The sequence below is a fragment of the Halocynthiibacter styelae genome (assembly GCF_016123485.1).
GTDB classification, from domain to species: Bacteria; Pseudomonadota; Alphaproteobacteria; order Rhodobacterales; family Rhodobacteraceae; genus Halocynthiibacter; species Halocynthiibacter styelae.
Genome location: NZ_JADCKQ010000005.1, coordinates 87021 through 108743 on the forward strand (window position 1 = coordinate 87021; position 21723 = coordinate 108743).

General features: G+C 55.4%; 19 protein-coding genes and 1 pseudogene. 6 read left to right on the plus strand and 14 right to left on the minus strand.

Annotated elements, in window-relative coordinates; translation table 11 throughout:
* Window positions 1-116: 116 nt before the first annotated feature.
* From H1D41_RS08295 to H1D41_RS08305, 3 genes are all read right to left on the minus strand, one after another.
* Window positions 117-512 carry a hypothetical protein gene (locus H1D41_RS08295; protein ID WP_228848461.1) on the minus strand — a complete coding sequence of 132 codons (396 nt, stop codon included), beginning with the start codon at window positions 510-512 and terminating at the stop codon, window positions 117-119.
* A gap of 359 nt (window positions 513-871) precedes the next feature.
* Window positions 872-2125, minus strand: coding sequence for an MFS transporter (locus tag H1D41_RS08300; protein ID WP_228848462.1), 1254 nt, complete (start codon window positions 2123-2125; stop codon window positions 872-874).
* 163 nt (window positions 2126-2288) lie between these two features.
* A complete protein-coding gene (locus tag H1D41_RS08305; protein WP_228848463.1) occupies window positions 2289-2819 on the minus strand; it encodes a dihydrofolate reductase family protein in 531 nt (176 codons plus the stop codon).
* A 239-nt stretch (window positions 2820-3058) separates the two neighbouring features.
* On the opposite strand from H1D41_RS08305, the gene H1D41_RS08310 reads away from it, so the two are divergent.
* The gene (locus H1D41_RS08310; protein ID WP_228848464.1) at window positions 3059-4018 is read left to right on the plus strand and encodes an L-malyl-CoA/beta-methylmalyl-CoA lyase; all 960 of its coding nucleotides are present in this window, start codon (window positions 3059-3061) and stop codon (window positions 4016-4018) included.
* Here the strand turns inward: H1D41_RS08310 and H1D41_RS08315 are convergent.
* The 3 genes from H1D41_RS08315 to H1D41_RS08325 all read right to left on the minus strand — a co-directional run bounded on the left by H1D41_RS08315 (window position 4002) and on the right by H1D41_RS08325 (window position 5895).
* Complete coding sequence (locus H1D41_RS08315) at window positions 4002-4415, minus strand: DUF1801 domain-containing protein (protein WP_228848465.1); 414 nt, start codon at window positions 4413-4415, stop codon at window positions 4002-4004. The two genes, H1D41_RS08310 and H1D41_RS08315, sit on opposite strands and share 17 nt — an antisense overlap.
* Window positions 4416-4429: 14 nt before the next feature.
* Window positions 4430-5281, minus strand: a complete 852-nt coding sequence (locus tag H1D41_RS08320; protein WP_228848466.1) for an AraC family transcriptional regulator — start codon at window positions 5279-5281, stop codon at window positions 4430-4432.
* An 80-nt stretch (window positions 5282-5361) separates the two neighbouring features.
* Window positions 5362-5895, minus strand: coding sequence for a hypothetical protein (locus H1D41_RS08325; protein ID WP_228848467.1), 534 nt, complete (start codon window positions 5893-5895; stop codon window positions 5362-5364).
* An 833-nt stretch (window positions 5896-6728) separates the two neighbouring features.
* Between H1D41_RS08325 and H1D41_RS08330 the strand changes: the two genes are divergently transcribed.
* The 4 genes and pseudogenes from H1D41_RS08330 to H1D41_RS08345 all read left to right on the plus strand — a co-directional run bounded on the left by H1D41_RS08330 (window position 6729) and on the right by H1D41_RS08345 (window position 12695).
* Entirely contained in the window at window positions 6729-7694 is a 966-nt protein-coding gene (locus H1D41_RS08330) for an acetyl-CoA carboxylase carboxyltransferase subunit alpha (RefSeq protein ID WP_228848468.1), read from the plus strand.
* Between the two features lie 396 nt (window positions 7695-8090).
* Window positions 8091-9113: a toll/interleukin-1 receptor domain-containing protein gene (locus H1D41_RS08335; RefSeq protein ID WP_228848469.1), complete on the plus strand. Its 1023-nt coding sequence runs from the start codon at window positions 8091-8093 to the stop codon at window positions 9111-9113.
* Between the two features lie 566 nt (window positions 9114-9679).
* Entirely contained in the window at window positions 9680-11263 is a 1584-nt protein-coding gene (locus H1D41_RS08340) for a sulfatase-like hydrolase/transferase (protein ID WP_228848470.1), read from the plus strand.
* Between the two features lie 667 nt (window positions 11264-11930).
* Window positions 11931-12695 (plus strand): annotated as a pseudogene (locus tag H1D41_RS08345) (Hint domain-containing protein).
* Window positions 12696-12716: 21 nt separating this feature from the next.
* Here H1D41_RS08345 and H1D41_RS08350 read toward each other — a convergent pair.
* Genes H1D41_RS08350 through H1D41_RS08370 form a run of 5 tightly spaced genes read right to left on the minus strand, consistent with a single transcriptional unit; the run spans window position 12717 to window position 16306 of the window.
* Window positions 12717-13370 carry a histidine phosphatase family protein gene (locus H1D41_RS08350; RefSeq protein WP_228848471.1) on the minus strand — a complete coding sequence of 218 codons (654 nt, stop codon included), beginning with the start codon at window positions 13368-13370 and terminating at the stop codon, window positions 12717-12719.
* On the minus strand, window positions 13364-13969 hold the full coding sequence (locus tag H1D41_RS08355; RefSeq protein WP_228848472.1) for a pyridoxamine 5'-phosphate oxidase family protein: 606 nt from the start codon (window positions 13967-13969) through the stop codon (window positions 13364-13366). Before H1D41_RS08355 ends, H1D41_RS08350 begins: the two co-directional genes overlap by 7 nt.
* Entirely contained in the window at window positions 13966-14703 is a 738-nt protein-coding gene (locus H1D41_RS08360) for a lysophospholipid acyltransferase family protein (RefSeq protein ID WP_228848473.1), read from the minus strand. Before H1D41_RS08360 ends, H1D41_RS08355 begins: the two co-directional genes overlap by 4 nt.
* Complete coding sequence (locus H1D41_RS08365) at window positions 14703-15629, minus strand: cell division protein FtsX (protein ID WP_228848633.1); 927 nt, start codon at window positions 15627-15629, stop codon at window positions 14703-14705. The genes H1D41_RS08360 and H1D41_RS08365 overlap by 1 nt, the downstream gene beginning before the upstream one ends.
* Complete coding sequence (locus tag H1D41_RS08370) at window positions 15629-16306, minus strand: cell division ATP-binding protein FtsE (protein WP_107496774.1); 678 nt, start codon at window positions 16304-16306, stop codon at window positions 15629-15631. The genes H1D41_RS08365 and H1D41_RS08370 overlap by 1 nt, the downstream gene beginning before the upstream one ends.
* 203 nt (window positions 16307-16509) lie before the next feature.
* Here H1D41_RS08370 and H1D41_RS08375 point away from each other — a divergent pair, with 203 nt between their 5' ends.
* Entirely contained in the window at window positions 16510-17241 is a 732-nt protein-coding gene (locus tag H1D41_RS08375) for a zinc-ribbon domain-containing protein (RefSeq protein WP_228848474.1), read from the plus strand.
* A gap of 24 nt (window positions 17242-17265) precedes the next feature.
* Here the strand turns inward: H1D41_RS08375 and H1D41_RS08380 are convergent, their stop codons facing one another.
* The 3 genes from H1D41_RS08380 to H1D41_RS08390 all read right to left on the minus strand — a co-directional run bounded on the left by H1D41_RS08380 (window position 17266) and on the right by H1D41_RS08390 (window position 21687).
* Window positions 17266-19887 (minus strand): TIGR02302 family protein, encoded by a 2622-nt coding sequence (locus tag H1D41_RS08380; RefSeq protein ID WP_228848475.1) that lies wholly within the window; start codon window positions 19885-19887, stop codon window positions 17266-17268.
* Window positions 19888-19933: 46 nt separating this feature from the next.
* Window positions 19934-21199 carry a diaminopimelate decarboxylase gene (gene lysA, locus H1D41_RS08385; protein WP_228848476.1) on the minus strand — a complete coding sequence of 422 codons (1266 nt, stop codon included), beginning with the start codon at window positions 21197-21199 and terminating at the stop codon, window positions 19934-19936.
* Window positions 21200-21282: 83 nt separating this feature from the next.
* Window positions 21283-21687, minus strand: coding sequence for a hypothetical protein (locus H1D41_RS08390; RefSeq protein ID WP_228848477.1), 405 nt, complete (start codon window positions 21685-21687; stop codon window positions 21283-21285).
* Window positions 21688-21723: the final 36 nt, after the last annotated feature.

Below are 21723 nucleotides of genomic sequence, written 5' to 3' on the forward strand. Positions count from 1 at the left end.
ATTTCCGCAAAATCACCGAAGATTCTTTCACAAAATCGAACCTCAGGTTCGGATTTTACGAATCTAACAGCAATAACGACGCATTCTTGCGTGGCACTTTGAAAGCGCCCAGCTCGTTATAGCTTCTTCTCAAGTTTGTTTTGATAATATCTGACAGTTGAAGGCCGCCAGAACGGGGCGAAGATCAGTCCAGTAACAGAATCTTCCTCCCATTCATCGCCTTTCCAGCTTTCCACAGTCCAGTTACATTCTGTCGTCCCACGCAGCACAACCTTCAGACGGCACTCTTCTGACAGGCCAAATGCAAAACAGTTCAGAGCATCCTCAACATCATCAAAGTCTTCATGCCATCCATCGAAAGCCACTTGATAGTAGCCGCCGACCACGAAGAAAGAGACCGAAAAGCTATCAGAGTTCCGGCAAGTCACAGTGAGCTGAGTATCCTGCACATCCAGATCAAACCCGGCATACTGACCCAGTTTCGCAAGAATAATTTCGCGCCAGCTATCCATTGTCTATCCAAAATACTTGCTTCAATGTTGTCGGATACTATCAAAAATCTGCCTCGGCACAATTGATAGGGAAAGTTCTTGCGCAGAATATAGCGCGCGCAGCGCTTACCCATTCTCAATCTCTCGCAGGCATCTTTATCCCCGTCATGACATCAGCAGGCCACCAGACCTGCACCAACGGAAACGTCCTGATTGGAACTTAAAACACTCCAGGGACCGTGAAAAAGCTTTCTCACACAGGGGCGAAAGCCCTGAATCGTGGGGTTCCGGATGGCGGCGCCGCCTTTTTTAAGAAACGGCAATGACGATCCTGAAACATAGTAGATAATACAACCGCCCGGGGGCAGCCCCGGCGCGGGTTAATCTGCTGCCTGCTCCTCAGCTTCTTCCGCAGCTTCCGCCCAGGCCTCGGCCTGCATGACGCCGCCATGGGCTGCGCCGATTACACCCATCGCCTGCATATCGACCGTGTCTTCGGGCGCGTCTTCCTGAATGCGGCGGGTCACGCCCCACAGGACAACCGCCCCACAGGTCACCGCCAGCAGCACCTGCAAACCACGCCCGTCCAGCAGTGAAATCATGTTCGGCCCGATCAGTGTGCCGCCCAGCAGGCCAAGGTTCAGCAGAAACACCATGGTGCCGCTGGCCGGTACAATCTGCGCCGATTTCAACTGGTCATTCGCATGCGCCACCAGGATGCCATAGGCCGGCAAAGTCGCCGCCGCCACCAGGGCAAACCCCCAGGTCACCACGATCGGCCGCATATCCACCGCCAGCCAGACCGCGCCTGCGATCCCTGCCAGCGCCAATCCAATCACCACCAGGCGCCGGTCCATCCGGTCTGACAGCCAGCCCATCGGGTATTGCAACACAGCCCCCGCGATCAGCGCGACCACCAATGCGCCCCCGGCCTGGGCATTGGTGAACCCCTGGCGCAGGGCGTATAGCGGCAGGGAGATATACCAGGCCGCGACTGCGAAACTCATCAAGACGATCCCGATCACCGCCATGGGCGAGACCTTCATCAGCTTTGGCACCGGCATACGTTCTGGTGCCTCATATTCCGGCGCGCGGATATTTGAGAGCAGCAAAGGCACGATCGACAGAGAAATCAGGATCGACACGAGCGCAAACAACAAGTTCCCCGACGGATCCGGCAAGCCAACCATCGCCGTGCCCACCGCCGGACCAGCCAGCTGGATCACCAGATAAACCGACAGCACCTGGCCCCGGATCTTATTGTCGGATTTGGCGTTCAGCCAGCTTTCCGTGATCACATAAAGCCCGGGGTAGCAGAAACCGCCCAAAAAACGCATCGCAGACCAGCTGAAGGGATCACCGGTCAGAAGGTGAATAATCGCCGCAATAGACACTAATGATGCCAGCGCCGAAAACGCCCGGATATGCCCAACTTTCTCAATCAGACGCGGGGCAACAATGGTGCCGATCAACGCGCCCAGCGGATACGCCCCCTGCATCAGAGAGATCGTCAGATCACTAAACCCAAGCCCCGCGCCCCGGATCGTCAGCAATGTCGCCAGCAACCCATTGGCCACCATCAGCATCATCATGGCTGCAAAAAGGGCCCAGTTTTCCAGCAGTGCGCGTTTCATGAATGTCCCGGATATCGTGAAGTTTTATCCGGTTCTCGCAGGGGCTAACTGACAGATCGCCTCTGTTTCCGACATGGGGCGTGGCGGTTTTGAGACGATATAGTCAAAAAGCCGGAACCACCCTCCCGACACTGCGACCGGGAGGGCGGCGGGGAACACCAGCTTAGGAAACGTCAAAACGCTCCAGGATATACCCATTGTCGTAATGTTCCAACGCACGTCTTGTGAACGCACCTGACACGGATTGCTCTCCGAACAAGGAAACGCCGCCCCCATAAACACAGGGCGCGCGCTTGAGGATCAGTTGATCAATCAGGCCCGCTTTAAGAAGGCGCCCGGCAAATGCGCCACCCCCACAAAGGTAAACTGGCCCTGGTGAACTGGCCTTCAGCTCACGGATTTTGAGATCCCAATCGTCGGAAACAACTGAAATCTGGCACGCATCCGGCACCTGAAGGCTTTGCGAAAACACATAACTTTCCATTCCTGGATAGGGGTTCTGCCCGGGTATCAGTCCAAAGTCATAGCCAAACTCGTAAGTCTTACGCCCCATCAGCGCGACTGAATAGCCACAAAGGCGCGCGGCATAGTCTTCCGCCACAGGCCCGTCGTGGACAAATTTTGAAACATCTCCGCCGGGGCCGGAGATAAAGCCGTCCAGAGAAACGGCCACGTCATAGATAATAGGTTGCATCAGATGCTCCTGCTGTAATTTCAAATAAGCCTGTCTGGCTCAAAGTCGGATGAAATTACTTGATCACTGGCAGGGCGCTCCTCTTTTGAAAAAAGTAATCGGCGGGGTCAGGTCAGTCAAGATCACAGTAGCGCAATTCAATCAGAATGCTGCACCTGCAAAATCCTCTTGATGCTGCGCGCGCAATATTCTACCGATAGCGCAACGCAATGCGAAATATCGTTACCAGGAGAAACACTATGTCCTTCCGCCTGCAACCCGCAGCCCCGGCCCGCCCAAACCGTTGTCAGCTTTTCGGACCCGGTTCCAACACCAAGCTGTTCCCCAAAATGGCGGCCTCTGCGGCGGATGTGATTAACCTTGATCTCGAAGACAGCGTCGCGCCATCTGATAAGGACAGTGCGCGAGCAAATGTGATTGAGGCGATCAACACTGTAGATTGGGGCAACAAAACCCTGACCGTGCGCATCAACGGCCTGGATACCCCCTGGTGGTACCGCGATGTTGTGGACCTGCTGGAACAGGCCGGGGATCGCCTGGATCAGATCATGATCCCAAAGGTTGGCTGTGCCGCAGATGTTTACGCCGTCGACGCGCTTGTCACCGCGATTGAAGCCGCCAAGGGCCGCAGCAAACGCATCAGCTTTGAAGTCATCATCGAATCCGCCGCGGGCATCGCCCATGTGGAAGAAATCGCGGCCTCATCCCCGCGTATGGAAGCCATGAGCCTGGGCGCTGCGGATTTCGCAGCCAGCATGGGCATGCAGACCACGGGCATCGGCGGCACGCAGGAAAATTACTATATGCTGCGGGGCGGCGAAAAGCACTGGTCCGATCCGTGGCACTGGGCCCAGGCAGCGATTGTTGCGGCCTGTCGTACACATGGCGTGCTGCCGGTGGATGGCCCGTTTGGTGATTTCTCTGATGACGAAGGCTATATCGCCCAGGCGAAACGCTCTGCCACGCTGGGTATGGTTGGCAAATGGGCGATCCACCCGAAACAGATCGCGCTGGCGAATGAGGTTTTCACCCCATCTGAGGAAGCCGTGACCGAAGCCCGCGAAATCCTGGCCGCGATGGAAACCGCCAAAGCCAACGGCGAAGGCGCAACCGTTTACAAAGGCCGCCTGGTGGATATCGCATCCATCAAACAGGCCGAAGTCATCGTCGCCCAATCCGAACTTATCGCCAACAGCTGATCAGCTTTCTCAGATGATAGGTTAATGCGTGATCAATCAGGCCGGACAAAGCTTCTGGCCTGATTTCATTTTCACTGGCGAACACAATCGCCTGGCTCCCGTCAAAGCGGAAATCATCCTCATGCTCCGTGCGGAAGACAGAGACCACACGGGAAGGCCCAAACAAGGCAAACTGGCCCGGCTTCACCATGCCAAGCTGCAACATGGTTGCGGCCATATTGTCTGGCACCTGATAAGTGGGCCGCCCCCCTTTCAGGCATTCTTCCACCTGACCGACCTGCGGCAAGCCTGCGGCCACATCAAGAATTACCCCGCGCAACGTCACAAGCCCGGAACGGACCGGATCAGGAAACGCCATGAAGGCATTTTCGACATCTTGCGACGGAAATTCATGCATGGCGTTTGCCCATCTTACTTTAACGGCACACAGATATCTGTCAGCAGATCTTCTGGTGCAACTTCCATGGGTGAGTTGAGGTAAATCTCATAACAGGCCTGATCCGCCGGTTCGCGACCTGACTGAGGCAGCCATTCGCCAAAGACGTATTTATAAGCGCCTTCCAGACCCGCATAAGGCCCCTTGAACCGCAGGCGTGCGATCTCGCCGCCCTGAATAAACATTTCTTCCATTCCGTCCGGCACATCCGCACCCGGCGTCAGAATAAAGGCCGCATGCGCGCGCAGGTCTTTCTCAGCCACAGCACCGGGATCATCGTGATAGACCCCCAGCACCCCACGCACATTCGGCCAGAATCCCCGGCTTTCGGCAATCGCACCGATTTTCTCAAACGCATGGCCGATTTCCATATAGGGCCCGCGATGTTCCAGCCCTGCAAGGCGCATGTCCTCAGACTTATCAATTTCCACAATATGCACGATCTCAGATCCTTTCAGTTCAGGACGGGGCCGCCCCACCGGCAGGCCCCTTTTACGAAACTGAAGAGGTGTCGATCCAAAGGTCTTGCGAAACACCCGCGAAAAGCTCTGGCTGTTCTGATAGCCAACCTCAACGGCGATCTTCGCCACGGGCCAGTCTTTCTGGATCAGCCAGCAGGCCGCGCGATACATACGCAGGCGCAGAACGGCTTCGTGGCAGGTTTCACCGGTCATCGCATGAAACACCCGGTGCCAGTGAAAGCGGCTCATGGCGGCAACATCCGCCAGCTTATCCAGTGACAGATCGCCTGCCGGGTTGTCATGGATATAATCCAGCACACGCAGAATGCGTTTTTCATAAGCGCCGTGTGGTGCAACCTGGTTCATACGAAAACTCCTCAGTTTCACCTGACATCTGCCACAGCATCATGCGACAAATCTTGCTCATTATCTAACAGAGCTTGCTATCAGTTTTCCCAGGCAGCCCGGCAATCCTGCCCCGCCATGCAGCGGCGCACCTGGCGCACATTGGAACGCGTTGCGGGATAGACGCCTCCGGGACAATCCCCAGTGGTGAAGTCATAACCCTGCTCTGTTTTGCGCAGGAAATAGATCATATCTTCATCATCCTGCTCTGCGGCACGTGCGCCTGTATCTTCACAGACATTCAGATCCGGCCAGAGACGACAGGCCTGACGGAACTCAATCGCTTCCGAAAAAGCCGCATTAAACCCGCGCCGGCCGGCGACCTGCCCGTCAATGCGGGCGATATAGGATTTGTATTCAAACCGATGACTGCCCCTGTCCTCACGTCCGAGTTCCCAGGGCTGTTCTTCAACCGTCACCCGCCCGCGCACGATCACATAAGATTCGTCCGCCTCATCCGCCACGCGAAAGTTACTCGCAACATCCATCGGCATACAGGACAGCGCAAACAAAGGCGCAGCTGACACCGTGACAACACCGGCAAACAACGCCGCAAACATAAACCCGATACGCATAACAAAATCCTTCACGTGGCTCTGCTACAGATTTTGGCACTCATCCCGTCGGAAAAAAGGGGGAGAAGGGGAAAGCCTTTCCCCATTTCCACAAAACTACCGATTGTCCTGCTCACACTGCCCCCCGCGCATGCAGCGGCGCAGGCGACGTTCATTGCGTCTTATTGCGGGAAAAACATCCTGCGAGCAGGGATTGGAACTCAAATGATACGTCTCCCCATCCGGGTCAGGATACAGAAAGTAAATCAGATCTTCCTGATCCATATATCCCGAATACGGTTCGTTCTGTTTACACAACTCTCCAAAAGCACCCAGGAAATCAGCGCAGGCGATACTGCGCGTCACGGAAACAGCAACCGGTTCCCGGAAGCCCCGGCGATCACCTGAAAAACCCTCTATTGTTCCAGTGACATATTGATAGGGGATTTGACCTGTCTCTGGATTAGTAGGCGCAAGTTGCCAGATCTGCGCCGGAAACTCAGCTCGCCCGCGCACAAATCTGACATCGCGCTCCGGGTAACCTGATCGCAAGAAACTGTCAGCAATGTCAGGTTCAGCGCAGCTCAGGGCAAAAACCTGCCCTGCCTGAAACAACATAAGGACCAGCATCAGAACATACCGCATTTCAAACCTCCATCATTGAAAGACACACTAGCCCCCCGACATAAGCCCGTCTCTGAAAATTCGCTGCCTCCGCCATCCGGGCGGAATAGCACCACATCAAACGCGAGATCCCGCCCAGCCCGTTGCAAATTCCCTGCCCTCACGTCATATAGGTGTCTGAGACCGCGCATCTGCGCCAGAACAGCACTAGAGTTGATACAGGAACATCCATGGCCAACTATCTTGAATTCGAAAAACCTCTGGCTGAAATCGAAGCCAAAGCCAACGAATTGCGCGCAATGGCGCGGGCCAGCGAAGATGAGGTCGATGTCGAATCTGAAGCAGCCGCGCTTGATCAGAAAGCGTCAGAGATGCTGAAATCGCTTTATTCTGATCTGACCGCATGGCGCAAATGTCAGGTGGCCCGTCACCCGGATCGCCCGCATTGCATTGATTATGTGGATGCACTGTTTACCGAATTCACCCCGCTCGCCGGTGACCGGAACTTTGCCGATGACCACGCGGTTATTGGCGGTCTTGCCCGTTTTGACGGCCAACCCGTGATGATCATTGGCCATGAAAAAGGCAATGACACCAAATCCCGCATTGAACGCAACTTTGGCATGGCCCGTCCTGAAGGCTATCGCAAAGCGATCCGTCTGATGGAAATGGCGGATAAATTCGGCATTCCGGTGATCGCGCTTGTGGACACGCAGGGCGCATATCCCGGCAAAGGCGCGGAAGAACGCGGCCAGTCTGAGGCCATCGCCCGTTCCACCGAAAAATGCCTGCAGATCAAAGTGCCGCTGATTTCCGTGATCATTGGCGAAGGCGGATCCGGCGGTGCTGTGGCCTTTGCCACCGGCGACAAGATCCTGATGCTGGAACATTCCGTCTATTCCGTGATTTCGCCGGAAGGCTGTGCCTCTATCCTCTGGAAAGACGCCGGCAAAATGCGCGATGCGGCCGAAGCCCTGCGCCTGACCGCCCAGGATCTGGAAAAACTGGGCGTCGCAGATGTTGTGATCCCCGAACCCGTCGGCGGCGCACAACGTGACCGCGAAGGCACCATGGAATCTGTCGGCCGCGCGATTGCAGAGCAGCTGAAAGCGCTTGGCAAGCAAAAGCCCGCCGCCCTCGTCAAATCCCGCCGCCAGAAATACCTGGACCTCGGCAACAAAGGCCTCGCCGCCTGATCCGAAAGATCATTTCAAGAAACAAAAACACCCGGTCACTGGCCGGGTGTTTTTGTTTGACGCTTTTCGACCTAAAGCAATCTCGGGCGATTAAAATAGTTGAGGCATAGCCCCAGATCATGACTGCGCTGAAAGCAGACCTTTGCAAAGTCAGTTATTTTCCAGACGCCATGTCAGCCGCCAGCCCGAAGCGGTCATTGTAGATTTAAAGCATAATGTAAAAATAATTGGCTAGGTGCCGTTCCATCAAAAACTCACATGGTGTGGATGCTTACCAGAAATTGACCGTTCGAAGCACCTCAAGGGTTGTGCTTTAGGGCTGGATCAATCAACGTCCAAAATAGTCCCAGACAAATCATCTATGGTTTCCAGTTAAAAAAACAAAGCATTGTGAACATGAAAATATTGATCTCTCACTCTTCCCAAAATGCCGATTATGGAGGCGCGCTCGTCAAACTGTTGACCGGCATAGGCATTGATCACGATAGCATAATATTTACGAGTGATACCTCATACGGAATTCCTGTTGGTGAGAACATATTTGATTGGTTGAAGGAGCGTATTACCGAAAAGCCATTTGTTATCTACCTTTTATCGCCTCAGTACTATTCGAGCGTCGCCTGCCTTAACGAGATGGGAGCGGCATGGATCGTCGAAAATCAACATGCTATGATCTTTACACCTGGTTTTGACCTGAAGAGCGACTATTTTCTAAATGGAGCCATAGACCCGAGGGAAATTGGATTTTTTTTGAATGACGAGGATCGAGTGACACAGTTCATAGAGTCTTTGAGAGGGCCTTTTAAAGTGACCGATAATCAGGTTCTTATAGGAAATAAGCGCCGAGAATTCATGCAGGACATCGCTCGCCTTTTTAGTGTGTCCAGCGTCAACAACCCAAGAAAAAAAACGACCGAAACCATCACTGCGGGCACCTCACATAAAGAAGATGCGATACCTCCCACTGTCAGCCCTGCAAGCACTGAGCCTGATAACCAGGCACGAAAAGTGAAGAAAACTCCCGTCGAAAGATACTTTCAAGACTTGGCTGACGACAAGTTAAAAGATGGGGAGGTTATGGTAATTTATTATGCGGCTGAAACTGCACAATATAAACTCGGGGTTGGATGGAGAACCAACGAAGAGGTAGGCAGAATTCGAAAATGGGAAGAGTTAAATGATCTAGGCGATACATTGTCAAAAGATTACGAAACAGTAATCTCTAGGTTAGAGATACGAAATCTCACCGAAGTGTCAGAGACAACCTCTTACGGTAACCCAAGGCAAGTAATGCTTTCTAAGGAAATGCAAGATGAGCTTATGGATTTGCCGGACGACTTTTATAGTAGATGCGACAAAATTGCGAAACTTGCGGCAGAGAAAAAGAATAGTTTAGATAGTGACGAGATCCCATTCTGAGTCAGACTATGAAGCCTTCTAACGACTTTGCAAAGTTCACTAACTGCCCATAGCAGGCATGCACGGGCACCTGAGCAGATGGTCGGATATGCCCGCTTAGACCGGCAGTCCGGACAGTCACCTGAACGGCGCAATGAAATTCCGGGCAGACGTTCCAGGGGGCTCAATCCGCAACATCGGCCGATCAAGCATCGCCCTAAGCGCATCAATTTCGCAAACGAAACCTCACCCTAACTCCCGCCCGATATGCATAGATTGTGCATCAGATGTGCATACATTGTGCATCGGGTTTTCAGGCCTTCCGCCGTAGGTGCGGGCGTGGTCGCGGTCGGGGATATCCACGTGCGGCACGGCGCCGTATTGGGCGAGGTGCAGGTCCTGATTTCCCCGGGAAAAACGATGCCTGGAATTGAACGAAACACCCGATCAGTGGCCGGGTGTTTTCATTCCCAATGGGTAAAGATAGCCGTATTCCGCCGCGCTCTGTCGCAAGTAAAAATTGCCCCTCAGGCGTGAAACGCTTATGACTTTGTACACTTCATGTTTTGAGAGAACGGCTTTTGGATATGCGCAAAATATTACTCCCAACCCTCTGTTTTATTGCCATTTTCCTCCCCTTTCTGATCGCTATATTTCTTGTGCTCCGCCTGCTGTTTGAAGGCAATATCAGTGACTGGCGCTATGCAGCGGTCGTGCTGCTTCTCTTTGTAGCCGCCTGCCTTTGCGGCTATAAAAACCGTCCACTTCCGCCGATCTGGGATCAGCTGCTGTTGGGCGGAACACTGCTGTTGTTGCTGCCTGTTCTTGCTATCGGTCTGCTGTTCGGGCGGCTGGATATGATCGTCTTCTTTGCCCATTGGACGCAAGGGGTAGAAGGCATTCCGATTGTCGAATTTCTGCCGACGATTTTCACCGCCGTAACATATTCCTGCGTGATTTTCTGGTGTTATCGTTTCCTCTATCGCTATCTGCACCGGATCAAAGTGGTTGGCCTTCTTATTGCGATCCCTCTGCTTTATTCCAACTCCCTCCCTTCAGAAATCGCATATCTGGTGGGGGGATATGGCGCGCATGACACCTCCCTCGCAGAAAGACTTGAAGCCCCGCAGATCGCACTCACACAACAGAAACCGGACCTTGTAATCATCTATCTGGAAGGGACCGAACGCACTTTTGGCGAACCCGTTTTCAACGATATCTATGATCCTGTCCGTATCTATGAAGACCAGGGCCTTGTGTTTACAAACGTTGATCAGGTCGATGGCACAGGCAGTAGCGTTTCCGGCATGATCGCATCGCAATGTGGGGTCCCTCTGTTGCCAAGGGGTATTCGCGCCAGAAAAGGTCTGGAAGATGTCGATGATTATCTTTCCGGCATCGACTGTCTGTCGGATCACCTTGGCCGGGCCGGATATGCCTCCCGGTTTATCGTCGGGGCCAGTCTTTCCTTTGTCGGAATAGACAAATTTTACAGTCGACATGGCATCGACGAGCTGATCGGGCTGAAGAGTCTTGAAACCCGCCTTCCTGCAGATATTGCCGAAGCCAACCGCATCAAATGGGGTTTCTCGGATGAAGTCGTCTTTGATCAGGCCCTGCTGCAATTTCAGGAACTGGCCGCCGATACCGCGCCCTTTGTGCTGATTGTTGAAACCATTGGCCCGCATGGCTCAGGCAATGGGGGCTATCTGGCACCCTCTTGTGTCGAACCCGGGGCCCCGCTGTCCTCTGCCCGTATTGAACCCACCGTCAGATGCACAGCCGGGCTGACACAAGAATTCATTGAAACCATCCGCAGTGAAACCCCGGGCCGGGATCTGCGCATTGTCTTGCTGAGCGATCATCTTTCGCATCAGAACAATGCCACCGAACGTCTGGACCGGTTCGAACGCCGGAACACGGCAATCTTCCTGTCAGATGACACAGAACCCCGGCACATCGGTAAATACGGCAGCATGCTGGATATTTACCCGACGATGCTGGACTGGATGGGCGTTCTGCCAGACGGATCCGGCGCGGGCCTTGGGCGATCTCTGCTCGCCCAGGCACCAACCCTAAGCGAAGAGATCGGCATCCGGGAACTGGGCAGACTTTTCAGCGGCGACGCTGATCTCGCCTCCGTAATCTGGGGGGTAGACACCGGAGAGTGAGAACACACGCCAGACAGGTGAAATCGAGACCTGTTTCACATGACGATTACCAGAACACCCCCCCGGCCCTGCGTCAGGTGTGTTCGCTTGCGCCCTTACAATAGCACCGCTGACAATTGCCACCTAAATGCTTAAACTGTTCGCAAGTTCACATGTACCTGAAACCGGCAGGAAACCGTCTTGTAAGGTCAGTATGTGCCGAACGCGTTGTGAGTAACGGAACACTGGTCTTTGTATAAGCTGGCGGTAAACTGTGTTACGGGTAGAGGGTTAGTAGTATGGCGTTAGCCGATGTAGGAAATGGTAGTGGCGGCACGTTTACAGATGTCACCGGAAGTTCAATTGCATGGACTTCAAATGTAAATCACGCATTTACCAATCATGGATCAACCGGGACAAATACTGCGGCACTGTCCAACAATGCCACTTATACGTCTACGGACGGCAATGGTGGGGCGCATTAGGCGTGGCCGTTCAGATCGGCGGCCTGTCCAACTCTTCTGAAACCGGGGATGTGACCATCAACGGCCTGGATGTGAATCTGCAGACCCTGATCGACAATGGCGACGCCCTGATCGTCAGTTCAAGCTTGCTGCCCCATGGGCAAATAAATTACATTAGTGGCGCAAATGACGGTATAATTGACAGCGATGGCAATGCACGCGGCATGTCGTCGTCTTCTCCGCTGGATCAGCTGGTCATCTCCTTCAATATTCCGATTACGACGCTCAATATTGTTGGCAATGGTGGTTCAGGCAACGTTCTTCTGCTCGACATTTATCTGGATGATACCGTTCCCATTTGCTTTACTGCCGACACCTGTATTCTGACATCTGACGGTGCCAAATCCATTCAGAACATTCAGGTAGGTGATCTGATCATCACCGCTGATAACGGCCTGAAACCCGTGCGCTGGATCGGATCCAATAAGATCAGTCGCACGCGTCTTGAAAGCAATCACAAACTCAGACCCATCCGCATTACCGCAGGCGCTTTGGGGCATAATTGACCCCAACGGGATCTGGTTGTATCCCGCCAGCACCGGCTGCTTGTATCCTCTGAAACCACCTCAAGACTGATCAGTCACAACGCGGCACTGATCTCTGCGATTAAACTGACTGAATAGCCTGGCATTTTTATAGATGACGCCTGTGAATCCATGGAGTATTTCCACTTCCTCTGCGATGCCCATGAAATTGTCTATGCTGAGGGCATCCCAACCGAAAGCCTCTATACCGGGACCGAAGCCCTTCGTGCGGTTAACCCGCAGGCCCGCGAAGAAATACTGCAGACATTTCCAGAGCTTAAAGAAAAGGATTATACGCCGGTGCCTGCACGTGCCATTCTATCAGGTCGCATGCAGAAACAGCTGGTCGCGCTGCACAAAGAAATGGGTGCAGCGCTTTTCGATATACATGAAAGCGCACCGTAAGCACCGCTGACTGTTCCGGCATCAGCCGTAGGTGCGGGCGTGTTCGCGGCCGGGCACGTCCAGATGGGGAACAGCGCCATATTGGGCAAGGTGCAGGCTGTCGTTTTCCCAGATGAAACGATGTACTGACGTGTTCATCACCTTCAGGAAGACCTTGGTTTTCATCATCATATCCAGCCCCAGGGCCTCTGCCGTCAGGGTGGCAATCACACCGGTAGAGCTGACCAGAACCGGGCGGCTATGCCCCCGGGCGGCATCACGAACAGCATCCAGGCAACGTGTGCGAAAATCTTCATAGGTTTCAAGGTGATCACACATATCCCCCGCCTGCCAGCGTGTCAGAAGCTGGGGCACATGGGCCACGAAGCTGGCCAGATCATCGGGGATCTCAACGCCATTGCGCTGCTTCATGCTTTCGGCCAGGCCAAAGTAATTCAGCTCATTCAGGCGGGGATCAATCTGCATATCCAGATCCGGCAGGGCCAGCCCCTGCGCTGTTTCCTGCTGACGGCGCATACCGCCTGCGATCAGGTGATCAAACGGCTTCTGTTCGCGCAGAACCTCGCCCAGCCAGCGCGCCTGTTGATGGCCAAGATCTGACAGTTTGTCATAAGATTTCTCATCCCGCGCACCGGTGTTCGCCTGACCGTGACGGATGATTGTAACTTCTACCATAGGGTTGCCTTTGAACGTTCCGGCCAGGCCGCGTCAAAGGCCTCGCCATCAATGCCGCCTTCGGTAATTTCTTTCAGCATCGCGCCAAGGGTGGGCAGGCCGTCAGACTGATCACCGGATGTCCAGATTTCGGATCGCATGATGGATTTTGCGCATTGGGGATAGACCTCGGAAATCGCGATCACGATCACGCTGCGCGGATGCTGGCCGCGTTGTTCAAACTGCTGGCACGCGGCATCATCCGCTGTGATTTTTGCTGTGCCATTCACCCGCATGACTTCGCGTGAACCCGGCACCATGAACATCAGGGAAATCCGCCCGTCTTCCACGATATTGCGCAGGGTATCTATACGGTTGTTGCCGCGCCAGTCGGGCAGCAGCAGGGTCTTTGCATCGACCACTTTCACCACCGGATCAATGTCACCGCGGGGTGATCCATCGGTGCCACTGGTGCCAACAGTGGACAAAACACAAAAGCGACTGCGTTCAATCCAGATTTTGTAAGCCGGGGTCAGGCCCGGGGTGACTTTGCGTGTGGCGGCCTCGGATGGCGTGCCATAAAGCGCTTCAAGTGCGGGCAGATCCTCAACGAAGTTCATTCTTCGATCTCCGCCAGGCCGGCCTCACGCATCAGGCGGTTGGAATGGGTTTCCACCGCCTCTTCCATCTTCGCCATAAAGCCGTGCTGGTCCTGGCCCTGTTCAATCGGATCCAGGAATTCAAGAACTGCGATCCCGGGATAACGCATAATCCCGTGGCGTTTCCAGAAGACACCCACATTGGTCGCCACAGGCACAACCGCCTGCCCCGTCTGTTCATACAGCACGTAAGTCCCAACTTTATACGGTTGCTTCACACCAGGGGCGACACGCGTGCCCTGCGGGAAAATGATCAGCTGACCGCCTGCCTGTTCGCCAGATTTCACGTCAGACACCATCTTTTTGATCGCAGCACCCCGTTTGCCACGTTTCACGGGGATCGAATTGGTAAACCGCGCATACAGCGAGATCACCGGCACAAATCGCAGCTCATCTTTGAAAATGAATTTGATACGCGGCAAGGCAGAAGACAGCAGCAAGATATCCAGGAAGCTCTGGTGTTTGGACGCAACAACCACAGGCCCTTCCGGCACGTCACCACGAATTTCCGTTTTCATGCCGACCATCCAGGACGCGGTCCAACGCACATAGTTACAATAGAACCGGATGACCCCAAAGGCGAGATCCGGCTTCAGGAAGACGAAGGGCGCCATGCCAAAACCAACGATCGGCAGGGCGATATACATCTGGACGATGAAGAAAAGGGAACGGATCCACTGAATGGCGTGCCACATTATGTTAGCTCCTTTAAGGCCCGGAAAGCCGCAAGACGCGTGGCCAGAAAGGCCACGATTGCTGCAAGCACGGGGATAAGCAGCGGCCAGAGCCACTGGGTACCGACAAAGCCAAGCCCTGTCAGAAAGTTATTCTGCGCAACTTCGCCCGGATCCGGCATCAGTATAATCGCGATCAGCCCGGCAAGCGTGCCCATGGCCCCGCCTGCAAGCGCACGCAGGGTGAAACGGCGCACAAACGCCCGGGCGATGTAGCCATCTTCGGCCCCCACAAGACGCAAAACCTGGATCACCTGGCGGTTCGCTGCCAAGGAAGATCCGGCGGCAAGGGTCACCATGGCCGCCATGGTCGATCCGATCAGGATCAGCGCAAAGAGACCCAGGCTGCGCAGACGGTTTGCCGCGCGTACAAGGGGCTGACGCCAGCGGCTGTGATCATCCAGCACAGCACCCGGGGCTTCACCCGCCAGACGCAGGCGCAGACCGGCGGCGTCATAGCCCGGATCATCTTCAACGATTTCAATGAGGCGTGGAATTGGCAGGTTTTCAAGGCCAAGGTCACTGTCACCAAACCAGGGCGTAAGCAGATCTTTCTGTTCCGCATCGCTCAAAGCACGGGCGGCGAGAATACCGGGCGTTGTGTCCAGAACCACAAGGGCGGCAACGGTCTGTGCTTCGACCTGACCGGCAGGGGCCGCGATACGCACGGTGGCCGTGCGCGCCAGTTCATCGGACCAGCGATCCGCAACACGTCCGGTCGCCATAGAGAGGGCCATGGCAAAGACCGCAAGGAATGCCATCGTGGCAGAGGCAAACAACGTCAGCCAGGCCGTGTGACCGGTGGCGGGCACGACATCCGCCACGCTATTGTCTGCAGAATCAGGCAGCAGACCTTTCAGAAGCGTTATGATCGACAAGCTCTGCATCACAAATCCGCCCCTGCAAGACGCACACGGCGATCCGCGATCCGCAACACACGGGTGTTTACCTGCGATTTCGCCATGCGGATCAGCGCCAGTTCATGGGTGGCAATCACAACGGTTTTCCCCATTTTATTCAGCTCGATCAGCAATTGCAGCAACCGCTGGGACATCTCAGAATCGACGTTACCTGTGGGTTCATCCGCAAGGATAACATCCGGTGACATGATAATGGCACGCGCAAGCGCCGCACGCTGACGTTCGCCACCGGACAATTCCTGCGGCAGGGCATCGGCCCGGTGATCCAGCCCGACCCAGGTCAGAAGTTCACGCAGATTGTCAGCCTCTTGCGCCGGATCATGACCGGACACCGTCAGAGGCAGCGCCACGTTTTTACGGACAGACAGGTGATCCAGAAAACGGCAATCCTGATGCACAACGCCAATACGGCGGCGGGCGCGTGCAATGTCATCGCGGCTCATGCCACGCACGTCTTTGCCAAACATCTGCACCTGACCTGCCGTTGCGGTCAGTTCCATGTAGCAAAGTTTAAGAAAAGTCGACTTTCCCGCACCGGATGGCCCCGTGAGAAAGTGAAACGACCCTGGGGCGAGTTTAAGCGATATCTCTGACAGCATGTCACCGCCGCCATAGTTATACGCCGCATTTTGCAGCTCAATCACGGCTTTCCCCCGAATATAGCATGTTTTTCTAGTTGTTTCCGCCGCTGTTTGGTGACAGTTTTGCCTCACGACGAAGAATGTTTCAATCTGTTCGGACTACTATAGCTTTAAAAAAGCCGGTTCAATTGCTAGTAATCTTTAAGCTGCCCGGAATTTCCGGACGTGCCATCTGAATTCTGCCACTCTTGCAAGGGCGCTGATATATGCGACTGATCTGTCCTAACTGCGATGCGAATTATGAAGTAGATGCTTCTGTGATCCCGGAAAACGGGCGTGAAGTGCAATGCTCAGCCTGTGGCGACACCTGGTTTCAGACCCGTTCGGATGAAGAAACCGCCGCAGCACCGCAACCCCGGCGCGTGGCACGCCCGGTCACACGCGCAGAAATTCAACCGCCTGTCGCGCCGCCTGAAGACGTGACACCGGCTGTGGAACCACAACGCCGCGAACTGGACGAATCTGTTCTGGATATTCTGCGTGAAGAAGCTGCGCACGAAGAAATCGCCCGCGAGACTGAACGCGAGGTTCCCGGTCTGGCGGAAGCTTTTGAAGAAACGGCCGCAGAAGTGACACCCGTTCAGGAAGAAGCCGTCCTTCATGAAGAAGCTGCCCATGGTGCGGATCTTCTGCCAGATATTGATATGATCAATTCCACCCTACAGGCGGATGCGGACCATGAAGATGAGGTCACCCCGGAAGAGGAAGCTCCGGTAAGGTCTTCCAGTGGGTTTGGCCGCGGCTTTACCATGATGCTGCTGCTGATCATCCTCGCCGCCGTGATTTACACAAGCGCACCGAAGATTATTGAGCTCTGGCCAACGGGCGAACCTTATATTTCCGCTTATGTCGGTTGGGTGGATAGCCTGCGCACAAGCCTTGATTCCCTGATGGGCAATGCAACAGAAAGCCTGAGCAGCCTGACCGAAGGGTCATAAACGCGGGCTTTTCTATTCCCTGACTTAACGGCCTGTCCCGAACCGATCCAGCAGGAGCCGGTCAAGATAATCGCGTTCTTCTTCCGGGAGGCTCTGATCTGACGACCGGTCGCGCAGTTCCTGCATCAGTTCCAGCGCACGTTCCGCCATAGTGCCGCGTTCGGAATTCAGATCACCGCCACCGGTTATCCCATTGGCCCCCGAACGCCCCTGATCGCGCCCCAGCGGATCACGCGAGGCATTCTGCCCCTGTTGCGAATCTTCGCCTTCCTCACCGTCCTGGCCCTGGTTCCCGGCCAGACCACGTTCCAGCTGACGCATGCTTTCGCGCATCTGTTCCATGGCCTCGGCCTGATCTTCAAGCGCGCCGGCCAGATCACCGCTGCGCAGCCTGTCTTCAGCCCGATCCATGGCCTCACCCGCGCGGTCCAGTGCGTCACGGGCCGCATCGCCTTCCGGCGTGCCAGCCCCCGGCAGATTGCCGCGCTGACGATCAATTTCATCACGCAGGGCCTGCTGACGATCCGCAAGGCTTTGCCCGCTGTTGTCCCCGGCCCGGCCATTTTGTTCGCGACGGGATTGTCCCTGCCCCGCGCCGCCATCGGTGCGGCCTTCGCCTTCATTCGCACCGTCCTGATCGCTGTGCTGCTGCCCCCGCCCTGAAGATCCGCTGCGGCCTTCATTTTCGCCGCTCTGACCGGATTGTGCATTCGGGTTGAACTGTTCCTGAAGATCGCGAAACGCCTGATCGGACAATCCCTGCTGTTCTTCAATGCTTTCGCCCAGCTCACCCATGGCCTGCTCACCCGGGCTTTCGATATCGCCTTCGCCATTGCCCTGGGTCACCCGCATGTTTTCCATCATCTGCGCCAGTTCGTTCAGCAGTTCCTGGGCCTCGGCCATGCGGCCCTGTTCCATCAGTTCCTGGATGCGATCCATCATCTCCTGGATATCCGCGCCGGACAGTTGCTGCGTTTCGCCTGAATTCGGTTCATCCGTGGTGTCTTCGGGATTCTGGGCCAGCTGACGCAGGTAATCGCGTGTGGCGTCGCGCAGCTCATCCATCAGCTGCTGAATTTCCTCATCAGACGCCCCGTCGCGCATGGCCTGGGTTAAACGTTCCTGCGCCCGGCGCATCCGTTCCAGCGCATCAGACAGTGACCCGTCTTCCACGATCAAAGCCACCTGCCACAGCGCATCTGCGATCTCTTGCTGGGTTTCAGGCGTCAGCGGTGCAGCTTCAAGGCGGCGCAGGGCCGTGCGCAGCATCAGGTAAGACGACGCGCCGGGAAAAGTATCCCCCGGACGGTGACTGATCGCGCGGATCATCTGCGCAGATTGTGCAGCATTTGCCCGGGACCAGAGGATATCGCGGCGCATTTCAATCACGGCACGGGCCAGCGGATCAAAGAAACGTCGCCCTGGCAGCGGTATAAAGGCGGGCTCTGACGCACCCTGCTGGCCCTGATCATCAGTGACGGTCAGAACCATCTGAACTGCCAGGCCGGACCAGGGATGTTCAGACAGGTTTTCGATGATTTCTTCTGTGAACTCGGCCCGGTCACCGGAATAGGGAATGGGCAGATCAAAGATCAGGGGATCACGTGGGTCAGGATCTATAGCCAGACCAAACCGACGCGTGACGCGGGATTCATCCAGGGTGAATGTGACCTGCCCGCCTGTCACGCCGTAGTCATCTGTGGCGGTAAACCCCTGGGTCATCATGCCAGAGGCTTCTGTTGTGACCTCGCCGGTGATTTCAACGGCAGGCGGCTGATCCGGGATGGCGGCGATCACCCAACGGGCGTCTTCCGTGCCGGTGATTTCCAGCAAGCCGGAACGCGACAGGGTGAAGGCCGGGGCCATATCAGGGGCGTCATCCGGGGCCTTTGCCGCAAGATCAGCAACCGTCTGGTTCAGGCCCAGCGCCCCTGGCGTGCCGTAGAACCGCAGACTGATGTCACTGCCCACAGGCGCAGTAATATCCTGCCCGGTCAGATCATTCAGATAAAGCACTGGCAGGCCGGTATAGGCGGGCGGCTCAATCCAGCCTTCCCATTGTGCGGACGTGTCCAGCGCCGCCTGATCCTGCCCCCGGATCACATCCGGCACGGCAGAAAGCCAGGAAAGGGATCCGGCAAACAGCGCGATGCAAACCGCCAGCAGTGCTGTCAGACGAAACGCAAATGGATCGCGCCTTGTCAGCGCGGCGTCGGGGCGTGGTACGCGGGCTTTCGCCGCCTGATCAACCATCCGCGCCTGATGCGCCCGCCAGATGGCGCGTGAGGCAGCATCATCGCCGCCCATGCCCTGGGTATCTGTAAGCGTTGCAAGCGGATCACCGGGCAGGGTTTCATCCAGTTTCGCCAGTGCTTCCGCCCGGGTCGGCAGTTGCAACTGCCGCAATCCACAGATCAGGAAGACGAAGGCAAGCAGGCCGGAAAACACAAGAACAGCGCGCAGCCAGGCATTGGGAAGCTCATAGGCAAGGCCCGAGAAAACCCCAGCAAACACGAGGGCAAGCGTGGTCCAGAGCGGCCAGAAACATTGCGCCAGACGTTCCCACAACAGACCCAGTCGCGTCAGGAAAATCTGACGTTTCAGACGGGAGTTTTCCCAGGATCTGTCCTGCTTATTGCCGCGCACGCCGGGCCCTTTCAGATGCTCCGGCGATGATCAAAGCCTGCCGGAATTACAGCCACTCAGGGATGCTATCGCGATTCAGCATCTCTTCATAGGTGGGACGTGCGCGAATGACCGCAAATTGATCGCCCTGCACCAGAACTTCGGGGATCAGCGGGCGCGAGTTATATTCAGACGCCATCACCGCGCCATATGCCCCGGCGGACCGGAAGGCGACCAGATCACCAGGTTCCATCGTTGCCAGATCACGGCCCTTGGCAAATGTATCGCCGCTTTCACAGACCGGACCGACGATGTCATAACGATCCGGCTCCACGCCGGGCGCAGGTTCCATAACCGGCACAATGTCATGGTGGGCTTCGTACATGGCCGGGCGCACAAGATCGTTCATCGCCGCATCCAGGATCAGGAATTTGCGGTCTTCACCTTCCTTCACATAGATGGTTTCTGACACAAGAATACCGGCATTGCCTGCGATCAGACGACCGGGTTCGATCTCGATCTCGCAATCCAGATGCCCCAAGGTTTCTTTCACCATCGCACCATATTCAACGGGCAGTGGCGGGCGGTCGTTGTTTTGTTCATACGGAATGCCAAGGCCGCCACCCAGATCAAGGCGGGTGATCTCATGGCCCTGAGCGCGCAATTCTTCGGTCAGTTCAGCAACCTTCTGATAGGCAGCTTTATAGGGCGCAAGGTCGGTCAGCTGTGATCCGATATGCACATCAATGCCGACCACTTTCAGGCCTGGGAGCTTGGCGATTTCAGCGTAAACTTCGCGCGCGCGGCTGATCGGGATGCCGAATTTGTTTTCAGACTTGCCAGTCGCGATTTTCGCGTGGGTTTTTGCGTCCACATCCGGGTTCACGCGGACAGTGACCGGGGCCACAACACCCAGTTCCAGCGCCACCTGGTTCAGCAGACGCATTTCCGGTTCAGATTCGAGGTTGAACTGACGGATGCCGCCTTTCAGGACCAGTTCCATTTCTTCCCGGGTTTTGCCGATGCCGGAAAACACGATACGATCGCCCGGCACCCCGGCCGCTTTCGCACGCATATATTCCCCGCCAGAGACCACATCCATGCCAGCGCCCAGATCACCCAACAGTTTCAGAACCGCAAGGTTGGAACAGGCTTTGACGGCGTAACAGACCAGATGTTCCGTGCCCTCAAGCGCTTCGTCAAACAGACGGTAATGCCGGGCCAGCGTGCGGGCGGAATAGATGTAACACGGCGTGCCGACAGCGCGCGTGATTTCACGCACAGAGACATCCTCGGCAAACAGTTCGCCGTCTTTATAGAGAAAATAATCCATCACGCGCCTCCCCGGGGTTGGTTAAAAACGCTGTTAGCCTGGGGGGCGGGGAAAGGGAAGCCTTCTGCGATTAATAGGAATGGTCAGGACGCCGGGTGATATTCCAGATTGTGAACATCTCCGAATGATTTCAGCGCACGATGCACAATCTGACCCGCAGGATCATCATCCAACATTTTATTGCGTCCACGAAGCCGATCCCAGAAACTACGTGTTTTATCGACATTAATATTCGCGAAAAACCCGAAGTCCACCTGATCATCTTCAGGATCAACGGATGCCGTGATGAAATACTTCTGCTCATCGCGAAAAGCGTAGAAAGCCCAGCCGAAGTCTTCGGCAAATACCTCCTCGCAGATAAAATGCTCAGCCTCCAGGGCACCCTTCAGCGCGGTCGTGAGGTTGTAGCCTTCTATCTCATTGGGGTTTTCTTCAACCTTGTCCCGTGCATCGCGAAAACTATCTGTATTAAAACAATAATTTTGCATTATGTCTCCGTTATGAAATTCATGGAAACAATCAAC